The following is a 15,532-nucleotide window of genomic DNA, read 5'->3' as shown; positions in this document are numbered from 1 at the left end:
GGTAATTGCGGCGCATTATCATACTTAATTACCCAAGGCCAATGGCCGGTACGCGAAAAGCAATAGCCCGAAACCGCCCTAACAAAAAGACCGCCCGAAGGCGGTCTTTTTGTTAGGCATATGGCGGTATTGATCAGGTGTTCGTTCCGATCGACAGGGCGGCCTGTCCGTCCATCTCATAGATGTCGTCACGCAGGTGGACCACGCCATCGCCGGTTGACCAGGCGCTGACATAAACAAAATGCAAAGGCACCGGATTGGTGACTGCAATCGGCGTATTGACGCCAGTCTTGATCGTCGCTTCCATCGTCTGGCGATCCCAGCCCGGCGTGTCGCGCAACAGCCAGACGTTCAGGTCGCGAACATTCTGGACACGCACGCAGCCCGAAGAGTCGAAGCGCATAAGCTTGTTGAAAATGCCCTGTTGCGGCGTGTCGTGCATATAAACCGCATATTGATTCGGGAAGTTGATCTTCGTCGAGGACATGGCGTTGATCTTGCCCGGGTCCTGGCGGAACATCAGCTTGACCGCATCGTCAGTGTTCCAATCTACAGTCTCCGGCGCAATTTCCTCGCGTGTCTGCTCGTTGAACAGCCTGATCTTGTTGCGCGTCAGATAGGTCGGATCCTTGCGCATCAGCGGAATGATATCCTTCTGGATAATCGACTTTGGCGCCGTCCAGTAAGGATTGAGGATGACTTCCTGAATCTTGGAGTCGAGAATTGGCGTCTGGCGATCGATCTTGCCGACGATGGCTGTGTGGCGCTGGGCGACACGGCCAGCCTCGACGGCTTCGATCTGCGCTGCCGGAATGTTGACCATGACGTAGCGCGGGCCCTGATCGTCGCTGGCAAGCTTGCGCAGGCGTTCGAGGTTGGTGTGCAACTGGCCAAGGCGAATATCGGCCGGAACATTCATTGCAGCGAGCGAATATTGCCCCATGACGCCATCGGCCGGGAGACCGTGACGCGACTGAAAACGCTTCACTGCGGCATCGACATATGTGTCGAAAGAATTCGATAAGCCGGCTGTTTCGGCAAGATCACCGGAAATCATCAGGCGCTTGCGCATGGCAGGAACGGAAGGATCAACAACGCCGAGCTGCAACTTTACTGTCGGCTGCACTGTGGGCCAGCCGCCGCCGCTGACAATCTGATTGTATGTATTGATCGCACTCTCGGTGAAGGAAACCGTCTCCCGGCTTGCGATCGGCTGGAAGCCGGCGACTTTAGCACGGGTCGTCGAGCGGGCATCAAACTGGTCATCCCAGTTACCGCGACGCGGAGCGGCAAGAATTTCGCCAATATCCGTCTGCTGTGCAAAGGCCGATGTTGTTACTGCGGCAAGACCAGCAGTTGCCACACCAGTCAAAAAGGCGCGGCGATCAAGTGCTGATGATCCAAATTTCTTCATATTTTGTCCAACCCAACTGGAAATCTGCCGTCAACCCGCCGCTTACAAAGAAAAACAGCTCCGGTCGCGAAAATTATCAGGAACACTCTTAACAAACAGCAACATTCGCACTGATCGCGCAATTGTGATGGTTCAAATGCCGACCAGCCCTCTCCGGCTGTCTATGGAACTTCACTGAATATGTGTTGTGGCATTTCCACGGCAATATGGCGGATTAATGACTGGGTCTCTTCGGCGTCGATATCTCGAAAAACCTGGCGAAATACGACCAAAGACGAATTGACGGGCCGCGACCGATAATAGGAATATGATCCTTTACTTAAGGGATTTTATTCATGAGTATTTTTGACACACCGGAATACGCAATCCTCCGCCTGAAATCACAGATCGCTGGAAACAATGTCATTTTTGCGCTGGAGAGGCTAGCTCCACACTTCGGGTCTGACTACCGCGCACCCGACTGTGTTCGACGCGAGCAGAAGATTCTGCTGGAGCAACTCGATCTGCTGGAGACGTTGGAGCTTCGCGCAAATTTTGATCCCAATCAGCCGCGAGTTCCGGCTGGCAGCGGTGAAACCAGTGGGAGATGGTCGGACGAAAACGGCGGTTCTTCCAACCAGGTTGCGTATTTGGATAATCGCGGTCCACTGAACCAGTTCGAACTACTCACTGCGGGTAGTGGCGGCGGTGGTTTTGCGGCTGGCGCAGGCGTAGGGGCAGCGACCGGCTTGGCAGCGCCTCGACTATTTAAAAAGCCGGAAGAGTTTCCGAGCCCTCTGCCTTTCGAGGGCGGTATTGCCACCTTCAATCGCCTGTCCAAACAGAACAATCCGCGGCAACAGCCCATCATATTGTTTCGACCCAAGGATTGGGGAAGCGGCGATGAAAACAAGCCAATTCAGATGCGGCTCAGATCGGGTGTGCGTCTGGCTACAAAAGATGAAATAAAACAATATTGCCCCGAGTTTGGCCAGGTGCAAGAGCTTGCTCAGACGGCGGCAAAGGCGGCAGGGCCGAGGGTAAAATATACATCGCCATCAGACTGGGGAACGGCCGTGCATTACAAGATGAAACTGGAAGTTGTTAAAACAGCGGGCACATCTGCTGAGCTCTATGCAGAGGAGTCTTACGTTAAATACAAAGAAGAAGTTGGAGATGATTCAAGGCGATATTTGAGGGGTGCCACGTACGGTCAAAAAGGTTCGATTCGAATCGACACCAGGGGCCAGATCTACAACAATACTGTTTGCGTTTATGATCTCAAAACTGGCAAAACGGGTATCAGCTTAGCCCGTGCTGTTGAAATATACGAATCCGTCCGGCGACGTCATGAAACCATGCCGGAAGTACGCATTGTAGAAGTGAACCTAGAACAATGACAACGACTTCTCAGGTTTTCCAAACACTTAAGCCCGTGCTCGCCCGCAATCCGGATTTGGTCTTGATGGGAAGATTTCTCTTCCTCAAACCAGTCCGACACATGTTGAAGGGCATATTTATTGATCGTAGCAGTGACAAAAATGAGTTTGTTACAATTGCCGAGGTCAATCTCATATTGTTGAATCAAGGCCGGTGGAAAAATGCACGCAGTGAGCGGCTCTACGGTTTTTATGTTGAACCCAGAGAACTCTCAAAGTTAAAAAGCTTTCCTGTCATTGGTGAATCAGTGGTTCAACATGACAATAATCACCAGAGTAGCGTTGGAAGAATGCCTGTAACCTGGGACATGAGAAGAGCAATCTCCGATCACAACCAAAACCATGAAAGACCTGTACAACGGGATGATGAAGTTCGCATGGAAGTTGTGCCTTGGGATATTACCAAGCCTGCCAGTATCGATTTCATGTATGAGATGATCGAAGAAGACGTGCTACCTAACCTAAGGAAGGTCAGCTCATTCGATGACTTTGAAGCGTTTGCTGCTTCTATCGGTCAGGCAGATGAATTTCCTTTTAAAATCAGCACATTTGAGCGCATGCTGATAGCCGCAGCGGAAGGGCATTTTGATAAGGCGCAGGAATTGTGGAATTCCATCGAACAGAACCCGGTTTATCCTGCCGGAAGGCTACTCGAAATCCTTACCGCTCAAAGCCCGACGTTTCATTCAGCTCTACTTGCAGGTGGCCGCGCTTCCTTGGCGGCGATTTTCCACTAGTGGGAAGAGCAATCCGTTAAGTCGTACGGGATCGAGAATTTTTGGGAAAGAACGCCGTTTCCGCTGGAGCTTTAAACAAACAAAGCCCGCCTTCGTTCCGCACGAAGCCGGGCTTTTGCTGTGGAGCCGCATGCGCTTACATGCGGTAGGCGATAGAGTCGTTCCAGAAGCGGTCGAGACGCTGCAGTGCCTTGTTCATCGACTGGAATTCTTCCGCCTTGATGCCACCGACATGTTCGATCGATGCGACGTGGCGCTCGTAGAGACCCGCAACCAGTTCTGCGACTTCGGTTCCCTTTTCGGTCAGGCTGACCCGAACCGAACGGCGGTCGGTGCGTGAACGTTCATGGGAGATGAAGCCGAGCTCGACGAGTTTCTTCAGATTGTAGGAAACGTTCGAGCCCAGATAATAACCGCGGCTGCGCAGTTCGCCGGCGGTCAGTTCCGCATTGCCGATGTTGAACAGCAGCAATGCCTGGATGGCGTTGATGTCGCTGCGGCCATTGCGGTCGAACTCATCCTTGACCACATCAAGCAGACGACGATGTAACCGTTCGACCAACTGAAGTGCTTCAAGATATAGTGTACGCAATGCTGTATCACTTGGTGTTGAACGCTGGTTCTCACCAGACTTTCTCTGTGTGTTGTTCATAGTACCTGCCTCACTGTTGTTTCGGTGTATTTTTCTCACCGTTGAGGAGACACTATCGAATACGCATAAAATTCGACTTAAAACACAGACTTAACAGTGCGTTACCGCGAATGAATCAATTTCAATCTTAATGAAGACTTACCTGATGGGCTTTGCGTGCTGGCGCTTCTGCACGAAAAGCACAATCCGGAAGAGAATATAAAGTAGCGCCACGCAGCCATGGACGATGGCGATCTGCGGCCTGTAGAAAAAGTAATTGGAGAAAACCGTGAACATCAGCGTTTCGCCCAATGCGGCCACAAACCATATGACCGGGCCCCAGGAGACCATCATCCACAACCCGGTCGACGCCACGGGATAGAGCATGGCAAGCGAGACGGTCGCGACCTTCCATTGCCATGGCATCAGGTCGAAGCGCCAGAGCATGCCTTCATAGTAGCCGCTGAGCTGCGCCCAATAGCCGACGCCTGCGACGAGGCAATAAATGGAGACAAGTCGCAGGAACCACACGAAGCCGAGTTGGGCCATTGTCGCGTCGAATGGCAGATGAGTCGGCCTATCGCTCATGTATGTCTATTCATGTCAGTTGCAGTTCCCGCTCACCCAGTGATGCGAAATAGGCATCGACCATTTCGGGCGTTATATCGTCAATTTTTGCGGGCTGCCACACGGGCATATTGTCCTTGTCCACAAGAAGCGCACGTATGCCTTCATAAAAATCATGGTTTTCGAGCATGCGGCATAGAATGCGGTACTCCATCTGCATGCACTGATCCATGTCGAGATCGCGGCCGTCTTCGATCTGCCGGAACGTCACATGCAGGCTCATCGGCGAACGGGTCTTGATAAGATCGAGGAGCTTTTGCGCCTCCTCGCTGCCATTTACGCCGGCGGCAGCCAGGCGGATCAGACAACCGCCAAGTGTCTTTGAATCGAACAGCACCCCGATCATATCGCGGGTTTTTTCGGGCGTTTCATAGTCCGGGTTGATGGTTTTGCCGCGCAGTGCCGTTTCGGGATTGCCGGTTCTGATCAGGCTGCGCCGCAGCTTCTCCTTGTTTTCCGCCTTGATGGCGTGGGTGGCAATACCACTTTGAAGGCAATCGCCCTGGCGGATGCGATTGCCCGTCAGCGCAAGATAAGTGCCGAAATGTTCCGGAAGATGCGGAAGAAAGGCACTTCCCCCGACGTCAGGAAAGAAGCCGATGCCGACCTCCGGCATTGCGAACACGATATTTTCTGTGACGACCCGATAAGAGCCGTGGACGGAAATTCCAACGCCACCACCCATGCAGATACCATCGATCAGCGAGACATAGGGTTTCGGAAAGTGCCTGATATAGGCGTTGAGGCGGTATTCTTCGGCAAAGAATTCATAGAAGGGCCGACCGGATCGGCCGGCATGGTAGACCGCAAGAATATCCCCGCCAGCGCAAAAGGCCCGCCCCTCACCCTCGACAAGGACACAATGGACATCCTGATCGGCCGACCACGCGACAAGTGCACGATGCATCGCGCCGACCATGTTGCGCGTCAGCGCGTTCAACGCCTTCGGCCGCGTCAGGCGAATGAGGCCAGCCTTGCCTCGGCGTTCGAATACGACTTCCCCCTCGCCGCCGAAATCGATCTCCATGCACCCCTCCAAACCTTTGTGACAGAGGTTAGGAAACTCTGGCACACCGCGTCAATGGATCACATCCAGGGCCGGGCATCTTGGTCAACAGGACGTTCCCTGTTAAAACAATTCCAAACAACGAGGAAATGCCAACGTTCGGCTGAGCAATCATGAACAAACATCCAACGTTTCAAACACGTGCGGCAAGAACAGTCGATGAAATCACGCAAGGCCGCCGTCTGCGACGCATGCGCAAGGCCGATTGGTCGCGACGTCTGGTTCAGGAAAACCAGTTGACAGTCGATGATCTGATCTGGCCGATATTCCTGTGCGAGGGCACGAACCGGCGCGAAGACATCAACGCCATGCCGGGTGTTCAGCGCTTTTCCGTCGATATGGCGGTGCGTGAGGCGGAGCGTGCAGCCAAGCTCGGCATCCCCGCTATCGCCACGTTTGCCAATATCGACGCGGACCTGCGCGATGATGCGGGTTCCGGCATTCTCGATCCCGATAATCTCATCAACCGTGCGACGCGAGCGATCAAGAGCGCGGTGCCGGAAATTGGCATGATCACCGACGTCGCACTCGATCCCTTCACGAGCCACGGCCATGATGGCATCCTGCGCGATGGCATCATTGTCAATGACGAGACCGTCGAGCAGATCACCCGAGGCGCCGTGCTGCAGGCAGCAGCGGGTGCCGATATCATCGCGCCGTCGGATATGATGGACGGGCGCATTGGCGCCATTCGCGATGCGCTGGACCAGAACGGGTTTCAGGATGTAGCGATCATGGCCTATGCCACGAAATTCGCCTCGGCCTTCTATGGCCCTTACCGCGAGGCGATCGGAACGTCGGGACGTTTGAAGGGCGACAAGAAGACCTACTATATCGACCCGGCAAACAGCGATGAGGCAGTACGCGAGGCCGAGCAGGATCTCGCCGAGGGCGCGGATTCGCTTATGGTCAAGCCTGGCCTGCCCTATCTCGACATCATCCGCCGGCTAAAAGACACCTTCGCCGTGCCGACCTTCGCCTATCAGGTGTCAGGCGAATATACGATGATCAAGGCTGCCGGCGCCAATGGCTGGATCGATGAGGAGCGGGTCATGATGGAAACGCTCCTGGCCTTCAAGCGCGCCGGCTGCGATGGCATCCTGACTTATTTTGCGCCGCTCGTAGCCGAACGTTTGAAAGCCGGTTATTGAAATCTTCTTGATATTTTGTTCTCGAATTCCCAATTTCAGCGCAAACGGCAATGTGTCCGTATTGTGAAACAGGAAATGAAATGAACACCAAGACCCTTGATGGCGAAATTATCACCAACCGCCTCGATGATTGGCGGCTGTATCAGGGTGTGCGCACGAGCCGCATCTTTGCGTTCCTGATCGACTATGTGATCGTTTTCTTCCTGTGCATTCCCGTTGCCATCCTAATTGCCATCATTGGTGTGGCAACGCTTGGTCTCGGCTGGATATTATATGGCATCATGTTTCCTGTTGTCGCCCTTGCCTACATCGCGACGACGCTGGGCGGGCCACGCCAGGCGACAAAAGGCATGCAGATGATGGGATTGAAGCTGGAACGGCTTGACGGGCAGAAGGTCGACAGCTTGCTCGCCGTCGTACATACCGTCCTGTTCTGGGGACTGAATGTGGTCCTGACGCCTCTTATTCTGCTGGCAACACTGTTTCTCGATCGCAAACGCACTGTCCACGACCTTTTGCTCGGCACAGTTGTCGTTCGCGCTTATAACTAATCTCAAGGGCTCCTGATCTGGAGCCCTTCCTCATTTGGCTTTGTATATCATGAACTTACGCTCCTTCGCGTTCGCTTTTGCGGCGCTTGTACTCTATGGCCTTGGCACCACGACCAGCATGGCAGCGTCACCCGCAGGACGGTTTTGCGGCGAGATGATCTCCAGCGGGGATTATCGTGATGTGGAGACCAATCTGAATGTCGCCAGGGATGGCCATCTCTCCGGCTCCTATGAACTCGATGAGCCGGACGGCCGCGTCGAAGGCAACCTGGTAGAGAAGGACCTTGGAAGTGGCACGTCTCGCACCCTAGTCTGGACCGACAAATATGGGACCGGGCTTCTCTACCTCGATTTCTCCAGTGATTTTGACGGCTTCAACGGAAACTGGGGCGGCTCGGTCAATGGCAAGTTCGATGCGCCCAGCCACTCATGGAACGGCGCGCGCTGCGGCGGCGGTTCGGTCCGATAACAGCTACTGAACCTAACTCGCCCAAGACATACACATCTGAATACAATATAATTGAATTGACGTTTCGGGCGGTCATAGGATTCTATAGGTGTTACGACCGTCTCAGGACCTTGGATGACCCATCAGCCGCAGCAATCACCGCAGTTCTTCCTGACAGCGCCTTCGCCCTGTCCTTACCTGGAGGGTCAGCTTGAGCGCAAGGTCTTCACGCATCTCGTAGGCGGTCGCGCCGCAGAACTCAATGAGCTGCTGACACAGGGCGGCTTTCGTCGCTCGCAAAACATCGCCTATCGCCCGGCTTGCGAGAACTGCAGAGCCTGCGTATCGGTACGTATCCTGGCGGGCGAGTTCAAGCAGGACAAGTCCATGCGTCGTGTCTGGAATCGCAACCGCGATTTGATCGGGAATATCCACCACGCCGAGCCTTCTACCGAACAATATTCGCTGTTCCGGCATTATCTCGACGCGCGCCACAACAAGGGCGGCATGTCGGAAATGACGGTGCTCGACTATGCGATGATGGTCGAGGATACGCATGTGCCGACACAAATCATCGAATACAGGCGGCGCGGACCGGATTCCTTCATTACCAAGAAGGGCGAAGGCGAACTCATCGCTGTCGCCCTGACGGACGTGATGGGCGATGGATTGTCGATGGTCTATTCCTTCTTCAACCCGGAACATGCTAGCCGTTCGCTCGGGACATTCATGATCCTCGATCATATTCAGCGCGCTGCGGCCGCTGGTTTGCCGCATGTCTATCTCGGCTATTGGGTCGAGGGCTCGCGCAAGATGCAATATAAAATCCGCTACAAGCCGCAGGAACATCTCGGCACAAAAGGCTGGGAACGCCAGGATTAGAGCATGCTCCAATGAGCTTTGTACCAGCCAATTTTGTACCGCCAGTCAGACTTGACGGGCAAGGCTTCCGGCTCGAGCCCCTCGGGCCGCAGCATAATCTGTCGGATCACCAGGCGTGGTCCTCGAGCATTCCCCACATCCTAGCGACGCCGGGTTTCAGCGACTGGCCGCCGCTGCAAGGCATGAGCCTCGAAGCCAATCTTGGCGATCTCGAAGAGCACGCTCGCGATTTTACTAACCGCACCGGATTTACCTATACGGTGCTGGAAGGTTCGAAGGTGATCGGCTGCGTCTACATCTATCCCTCCAAGCAAGACCCGGCGATAACGGTCGTGAAGTCATGGGTCACCGCTGACCGCGTTCATCTCGACACACCGCTGTATGAGGCGGTTTCCAGCTGGCTCAAAACATCCTGGCCGTTTGAGCACTTCTTGTATCGTTGAACTTTGTTTTAGGGCCTCTGGACGAAGATTGTCCTTCCAGCTAGACCACGCGGCATAACAAAAATACGGGAAACGCCGCCGCATGTCTCAACTTCATCTCGATCACCGCAAAGGTCTACTTATCACTGGCCTCGGCGGATTGATCCTGTCTGCCGATATTCCCCTGCTGAGGCTCGGTGAAGGCGAGACGTGGTCGACGCTGCTTTTGCGCAGCGGCACGACGTTCATCAGCGCGTTTGTCATCTGGGCGGTATGGAGTCTTGCGACAGGCCGGGCGCGAACGATCGTCCCGGGCCGAGCCGGATTTTTGGTCGCGGGTCTCTACGGCCTCGCCTCGATCTGCTTCATGATCGCGGTCTACAATACGAAGACGGCTAACCTTGTGTTCATACTGGCGTTCAACACCGTATTTTCGGCATTATTGTCCTGGGTATTCCTGAAAGAGCGGCCGAAGACCGTCACGTTCATCGCCATGTTCTTCATGCTGATCGGCGTCGGTATAATTGTTCGCGAGGGGCTATCCTCCGGCCATGTGTTCGGCGATCTGGTGGCGCTGCTGTCCACCTTCATTCTTTCCACAGCGATTACAATCAGCCGCTCTTCGGGCAAGGATATGGGCTTCGCTGCGATCATCGGCACGATATTGCCGATGCTCGTCGCCGCTTTCATGGTCTCGCAGAATGGTTACACCGTAGCAGTACCCGGCTGGATCATTTTCAACGGCGCTGTCGTGACGACCCTCGCCTTTCTCTGCCTCGCTACGGGCCCACGGTTCCTTTCGGGACCTGAGGTTGCCATGTTCTATCTGCTGGAAACCGTGTTGACGCCGATCTGGGTCTGGCTGGTCTTTGCAGAAAAGCCTAGCGATCCGACCCTTGTGGGTGGAATCATCATCATCGCGTCACTCGTAGGTCATTCGCTTTGGCAGATGTATCACGTGCACAAGAGGTCACGGACGGCGGGATTGGTCCGCCATCCGATCTAGGAGTTTACGACCTACTCTGCCGCCTCAATAGCAGGCTTCGAAGGAAGCAGCGGAACGGTGTGTATCCCGGGTCTAACGGTGATCCCCGGCTCATCCGGCTTGTTCGGACGGAAGGACCAATGGAATACACGCGCTGTCCAGCGGCTGACATCGTCCATGATCGTATAGAATGATGGCACGAACACCAGTGACAGCACGGTCGAGATCAAGAGGCCGCCAATCACCGCAATCGCCATCGGCGCGCGGAATTCGCCGCCATCGCCGAAAGCCATGGCTGCGGGCAGCATCCCCGCCGACATGGCAATCGTGGTCATGACAATCGGGCGGATACGCTTGCGGCCTGCGTCGATGATCGCTTCATTGCGCGGTATGCCGTGTTTCACCTCTTCGACGGCGAAATCGACGAGCATGATCGCGTTTTTGGTGACGATGCCCATCAGCATCAAAATACCGATGACGACCGCCATGGAGACCGAATTGTTGGTCAACAGCAGCGCGACGGCGACACCGGCAATCGAGAGCGGCAAAGACATCAAAATAGTGAAGGCGTGGAAAATACTGCCGAATAGCAGGATAAGCACGACGAACACCAGCATCAGGCCCATGATCATGGCATCGCGGAACCCGGCAAAAACCTCGCCCATAACTTCGGCGTCGCCGGTTTCCTGAATACGCACGCCTTCCGGCATGGATTTCGCCTCAGGAAGGTTCTTGACGATGGAGAGCCCCTCGCCGATCTCCTTTCCGTTCGCCATATTGGCGCCGACAACGATACGCCGTTCGCGATTAAAACGCTCGATCGAGGATGGTCCCTGCCCGAAACTGATCTGGGCAATCGATTCCAGCGGCACCACGACTCCCGATGGTGTGGTAACGGTCAGCGTACTCAGAATGGAAAGATCGCGGCGGGATTCTTCGGTCAATTGAACGCGGATCGGTATCTGGCGGTCGCCGACGGTGTATTTGGCAAGATTCGGATCGAGGTCGCCTTGTGTTGCAACACGCAACGCGTCCGACAGCGCTGTCGTGGAAATGCCCAGCTCCGCCAGCTTGTCCATGCGCGGCGTCACGATGATTTCCGGTCGATCAAGCGCCGCCGTCGAGGAAACCGCCTGAAAGTCGCCAGTCGCAGTCATGGCGCTCTGCAGTGAGCGAGCCTGTTCGTTGACCTTGTCGCCATTGCTGCCGATGACGCCGACAGCGAATTCGCGCTCACCGCGATCATTGACGAAATTCGCCCGCAAATCAGGCACTTGCGACAGTTTGTTGAAAATATCGACCTCGACCTGCTTTTGCGTGCGTTCACGCTCGCTTTTGTGGCTGAGCTTGACGATCATCGTTGCGCGGCGGGTGTCGAGAGAGCCGGTTGGCGAGGCGCCACCGGTTATATAGGTTTGCTGGACTTCGGGAATTTCGCGTACCAGCGATGCCGCTTCGTCGGTTACCCGGCGTGTTTCATCAATGGGTGCACCTGGCGGCAGCTCGAGGCTGACCGCGACACGCGCTTCATCCTGCGGCGGCACGAAACCGGCTGGCAGAAAGCCCATGGCCCAGATGGCGATGGCAAATATGGCCACGCCACTGAGCAGCGTCAGCCATCGATAGCGCAGAGTGACGGTGAGGAAACGGGTATAGGCCTTGATCCAGCCGGTCTCCTGCTCGCCGTGATGCAGGCTCTTGCCATCGCGCAGAAGATAGGCCGTCATCATCGGCGTTATCAAACGGGCGACGAGCAGCGAAAAGAACACAGCGACGGCCACCGTCAGGCCGAACTGCTTGAAGTATTGCCCGGCGATGCCGCTCATGAAGCTGACCGGCGCGAAGACTGCGATGATGGTCATCGAAATGGCGATAACGGCGAGACCAATCTCATCGGCGGCTTCGAGCGACGCACGGTATGGCGATTTGCCGGATCGCATATGCCGGACGATGTTTTCGATCTCGACGATGGCATCATCGACAAGGATACCCGTCACCAGCGTGATACCAAGCAAGCTGATCAGATTGAGCGAAAATCCGAGCATGTCGATCGCCCAGAAGGTCGGGATTGCCGACAACGGCAATGCAATGGCTGCAATCAAGGTAGCGCGGATATTACGCAAGAACAGGAAGACCACCACGATAGACAACAATGCGCCTTCAACCAATGAACTCATGGCGGATTCATAGTTGCCGTAGGTGTAGTTCACCGAATTATCGATGATGCTGAAACGGGCGTCGGGATATTTCTGCTGCAGTTGGTCCATTCGGGCCTGCACGAGCGCATAGACATCGGCATCGCTCGCACCCTTGGCGCGGAATACGCCGAGCGATACCACCGTCTGGTTGTTCACGCGCGCAAAGGACTTTGGCTCTTCATAGGCGTCGGTGATCGTTCCTAGCTGATCGAGCCGCACGGAACGTCCCCCAGCAATAGGGATCTCCACTGCCCGTAAATCATCAAGGGTGCGCGATGCACCAAGCGTGCGGATCGTCTGCTGGGTGGTACCGAGATCGCCGCGTCCGCCGGTCAGATCGGCATTCATCGACTTCAGCGCACGATTGACATCGGCAGCCGTCACACCAAGTGCGGTCAATCGATCGGGATCCAGCGCGACACGGATTTCGCGTGTGACACCGCCATAGCGCTCGACACGGCCAACGCCTTTCAGGCCCTGGATATCACGGAGGATCTTGTCATCGACGAACCAGGAAAGCTCTTCCGACGTCATGGTTGGCGCCGAGACGCCGTAAGTCAGGATCGCAGAACCCTCCACGTCGACCGAATTGATTATCGGTTCCTTGATCGTTGCGGGAAGGTCATCGCGGATACGCGAAACTGCGTCCTTGACGTCGTTCAATGCCTTTTGTGTATCGACCTCGAGCCGGAATTCCACCAACGTCGTGGAGTTGCCTTCGGTCAAATTGGTTGTGACATTCTTGACGCCGGTAATGTTCGCCACCGAATCTTCGACCCGCTTGGCGACCTGCGTTTCAAGTTCTGTCGGCGCAACGCCCGGATCGGTGACTGAGACCGAGATCAAAGGCACATCGATATTGGGAAAACGCGTGATGGGCAGCTTGGCAAAGGCCATCAGGCCGAGAACCACCAGCACGACAAAAAGCAGGATCGACGGGACGGGGTTACGGATGGACCAAGCGGAAATGTTCCAGTTCATTTGATGGCCCCTGTCGCCTCGTCGGTTACCCGGACAGGCGTGACACGATCGCCATTGGCAACGAACGTACCGGCACGCGCCACGACATCTTCGCCCTCGCCAAGGCCTTGCAGCACCTCGACAGCACGATCACTGCGAATGCCAAGCTCAACCTTGCGGCTTTCGATGACACCATCCTTGACCACCTGCACGAGCGCCGAAGTGCCATGGTAGACCACGGCGGAAAGCGGAACGTTGACGCCTTCACGACGGGTCAACTCGACTACCGCGCGGGCAAAGTTGCCGGGCCGGATCGACGGATTCCTGTCGAGCGCGATTTTGACCGAACCGAGACGCGAGCTTGCGGTGATCTCAGGCGATATGAGGCGGACACGGCCAGCAACCGGGTCGTCCAAGCCGGACACGCGGACGGAAACCGGCATGTTTTCTTTCAAGCGCGGCAGATCGACTTCAGGAATATTGGCCGCCAGTTCGAAATCGCGATCACGGGCGATGCGGAACAGCGGGCCGGCATTGAAGGAGACGATACCACCGAGAAGTGCATTGCGGCTCAACACCACACCGCTAGCGGGTGCCCTCACATCGGCCTTCTCCAGCCGCAACAGGACATCACGCTTTTGCGCGGCAACGAGCTGCAATTGCGACTTGGTGGCTGACAGAGCCTGCCGGGCCGTGTTGAGACGGGCATTGGCGCTGTCGTGCGCGTTGGTGGCGTTGTCCAGTTCCATTTTGGAGTTGATGCCCTTCATCGACAGGGCACGCGCCCTCTCCAGTGCTTCCTGCGCCTGGCGAACAGCAATCTCCGCGTCGACGATCTGCGCCTCGGATTGGGCAATGGATGCGTCGGCCTGGGCGCGTTGCGCTTCGATCTGAGCCAGCTGAATTTCGAGCGAGGATTTATCCAGGCGCGCAAGGATATCGCCCTCTTTCACCACGTCGCCCTGATCGGCATTGAGCTCCAGAACAAGCAAACCCGCGACATCGGTGCCGACTGCCACTTCCTGACGAGGCACAATCGTCCCCGTAACGGTGAGCGTTGCGACCATTTCATTGATGCCGGCAGGGATGACATTGATGACCGGCGGCTTGGCTTCGTGGATTGCTGCCACCGTTTTGTCTTCGGCAAATCCTCTGGTCGTCATGAACGATGAGAGACCCAGGGCAAGAGCCAGGGCAATCAGGACTTTTTTTCTGTTATGGCTCATTGGAAAACCCGGGGTGAGAGCAATATTCATTTGTTTGCCAAAGGCTTTGTCGGTCGCAGCAAGCCGACGGCGAGCGCGCGGAACACCGGTTCCAGCGCCTCAAGCGGTACGCCTTGCGCAGGAAAATTACGCATGATGATCCCCTCGCCCATGGCAGCCAGTGACGCCACAGCGAGATCCAGATCGGTGACTGGATCGATCTCGCCGCGTTCCTTCGCTGCAGAAAATACTGCGAGCAGCTCTTCGCGCATCAGTCCTTCGTGAAGTTCACAGATGGCGGCAACGCTTTCGTTGCGCATGGATTCGGCGCGCACCTCGACGAAAAGACGAGCGCTGGCATCGCTTGGGCCTGGACCCTCATCATTCAGCGACATCTTGCGCACGTGATCGAGGCCAACCTTTGTGATTGCGTCGACAATATTATTTGACTGCGACATTCGTGCGAGAATTTCCGAACTTTGCTGGCGATGAGTCGCGGCAATCTTCTCGATGATCGCTTCTTTTGAAGGAAAATAACGGTAGAGCGCACCCGGGCTCATTCCGGCTTCCGAGCAAATCTCATTCATGGACGCGCCACGAAAACCGGAGCGTATGAAACAATTCATCGCGGCGGTGAGGATGCGTTCTTCCTGCGCTTCGCGATTGCGCGCGCGCTTGCCGAAGAGCTTGGCGACGAAACAACGTGGTTCGTCGTCCGCGGCATCCGCGGAAATGTTTGCAGCCTGCTTTGGCAGGGCCTGATCAACCATGGAACACCAAAAAAGAGAGAACGTTCTCTCTCATTTACACGGATGACAAAGAAAGATCAATACGAGA

The 15,532-nt window shown here is 55.6% G+C and carries 15 protein-coding genes; 8 read left to right on the top strand and 7 right to left on the bottom strand.

Features of this window, described 5'->3' with window-relative positions; all coding sequences use genetic code 11:
• Positions 1-133: 133 nt before the first annotated feature.
• On the bottom strand, positions 134-1,414 hold the full coding sequence (locus tag PHA01_RS04605; RefSeq protein ID WP_271893655.1) for a L,D-transpeptidase family protein: 1,281 nt from the start codon (positions 1,412-1,414) through the stop codon (positions 134-136).
• A gap of 335 nt (positions 1,415-1,749) precedes the next feature.
• Here PHA01_RS04605 and PHA01_RS04600 point away from each other — a divergent pair, with 335 nt between their 5' ends.
• Together PHA01_RS04600 and PHA01_RS04595 are read left to right on the top strand one after the other, a co-directional pair.
• Complete coding sequence (locus PHA01_RS04600) at positions 1,750-2,793, top strand: hypothetical protein (protein ID WP_271893653.1); 1,044 nt, start codon at positions 1,750-1,752, stop codon at positions 2,791-2,793.
• The gene (locus PHA01_RS04595) at positions 2,790-3,569 is read left to right on the top strand and encodes a hypothetical protein (RefSeq protein ID WP_271893652.1); all 780 of its coding nucleotides are present in this window, start codon (positions 2,790-2,792) and stop codon (positions 3,567-3,569) included. The genes PHA01_RS04600 and PHA01_RS04595 overlap by 4 nt, the downstream gene beginning before the upstream one ends.
• A 136-nt stretch (positions 3,570-3,705) precedes the next feature.
• On the opposite strand, the gene ldtR is transcribed toward PHA01_RS04595, so the two are convergent.
• The 3 genes from ldtR to PHA01_RS04580 form a co-directional block, all read right to left on the bottom strand.
• The gene (ldtR, locus tag PHA01_RS04590) at positions 3,706-4,221 is read right to left on the bottom strand and encodes a transcriptional regulator LdtR (RefSeq protein ID WP_114429215.1); all 516 of its coding nucleotides are present in this window, start codon (positions 4,219-4,221) and stop codon (positions 3,706-3,708) included.
• A gap of 138 nt (positions 4,222-4,359) precedes the next feature.
• Positions 4,360-4,788 (bottom strand): DUF6163 family protein, encoded by a 429-nt coding sequence (locus PHA01_RS04585; RefSeq protein ID WP_112530829.1) that lies wholly within the window; start codon positions 4,786-4,788, stop codon positions 4,360-4,362.
• Positions 4,789-4,798: 10 nt separating this feature from the next.
• Positions 4,799-5,854 carry an enoyl-CoA hydratase/isomerase family protein gene (locus tag PHA01_RS04580; RefSeq protein ID WP_271893650.1) on the bottom strand — a complete coding sequence of 352 codons (1,056 nt, stop codon included), beginning with the start codon at positions 5,852-5,854 and terminating at the stop codon, positions 4,799-4,801.
• 152 nt (positions 5,855-6,006) lie between these two features.
• On the opposite strand from PHA01_RS04580, the gene hemB reads away from it, so the two are divergent.
• The 6 genes from hemB to PHA01_RS04550 all read left to right on the top strand — a co-directional run bounded on the left by hemB (position 6,007) and on the right by PHA01_RS04550 (position 10,353).
• Positions 6,007-7,044 (top strand): porphobilinogen synthase, encoded by a 1,038-nt coding sequence (hemB, locus tag PHA01_RS04575; RefSeq protein WP_271893649.1) that lies wholly within the window; start codon positions 6,007-6,009, stop codon positions 7,042-7,044.
• An 80-nt stretch (positions 7,045-7,124) separates the two neighbouring features.
• Positions 7,125-7,595 (top strand): RDD family protein, encoded by a 471-nt coding sequence (locus PHA01_RS04570; RefSeq protein ID WP_271893648.1) that lies wholly within the window; start codon positions 7,125-7,127, stop codon positions 7,593-7,595.
• A 49-nt stretch (positions 7,596-7,644) separates the two neighbouring features.
• A complete protein-coding gene (locus PHA01_RS04565; protein ID WP_271893647.1) occupies positions 7,645-8,064 on the top strand; it encodes a hypothetical protein in 420 nt (139 codons plus the stop codon).
• A gap of 114 nt (positions 8,065-8,178) precedes the next feature.
• Entirely contained in the window at positions 8,179-8,925 is a 747-nt protein-coding gene (locus PHA01_RS04560) for an arginyltransferase (RefSeq protein ID WP_112551303.1), read from the top strand.
• Positions 8,926-8,936: 11 nt separating this feature from the next.
• Positions 8,937-9,368 (top strand): hypothetical protein, encoded by a 432-nt coding sequence (locus tag PHA01_RS04555; protein WP_271893645.1) that lies wholly within the window; start codon positions 8,937-8,939, stop codon positions 9,366-9,368.
• 82 nt (positions 9,369-9,450) lie between these two features.
• Positions 9,451-10,353, top strand: coding sequence for a DMT family transporter (locus tag PHA01_RS04550; RefSeq protein ID WP_271893644.1), 903 nt, complete (start codon positions 9,451-9,453; stop codon positions 10,351-10,353).
• Between the two features lie 11 nt (positions 10,354-10,364).
• Here PHA01_RS04550 and PHA01_RS04545 read toward each other — a convergent pair whose 3' ends face one another.
• Genes PHA01_RS04545 through PHA01_RS04535 form a run of 3 tightly spaced genes read right to left on the bottom strand, consistent with a single transcriptional unit; the run spans position 10,365 to position 15,465 of the window.
• On the bottom strand, positions 10,365-13,511 hold the full coding sequence (locus PHA01_RS04545) for an efflux RND transporter permease subunit (RefSeq protein WP_271893642.1): 3,147 nt from the start codon (positions 13,509-13,511) through the stop codon (positions 10,365-10,367).
• On the bottom strand, positions 13,508-14,716 hold the full coding sequence (locus PHA01_RS04540; RefSeq protein WP_271893641.1) for an efflux RND transporter periplasmic adaptor subunit: 1,209 nt from the start codon (positions 14,714-14,716) through the stop codon (positions 13,508-13,510). Before PHA01_RS04540 ends, PHA01_RS04545 begins: the two co-directional genes overlap by 4 nt.
• Before the next feature lie 26 nt (positions 14,717-14,742).
• Positions 14,743-15,465, bottom strand: a complete 723-nt coding sequence (locus PHA01_RS04535; RefSeq protein ID WP_271893639.1) for a TetR/AcrR family transcriptional regulator — start codon at positions 15,463-15,465, stop codon at positions 14,743-14,745.
• Positions 15,466-15,532 lie beyond the last annotated feature (67 nt).

The organism is Candidatus Phyllobacterium onerii, assembly GCF_028331445.1.
Taxonomy (GTDB): Bacteria; Pseudomonadota; Alphaproteobacteria; order Rhizobiales; family Rhizobiaceae; genus Phyllobacterium; species Phyllobacterium onerii.
The sequence above is the reverse complement of the archived record's forward strand: the minus strand, read 5'-3'. Positions and strand labels throughout refer to the sequence as shown.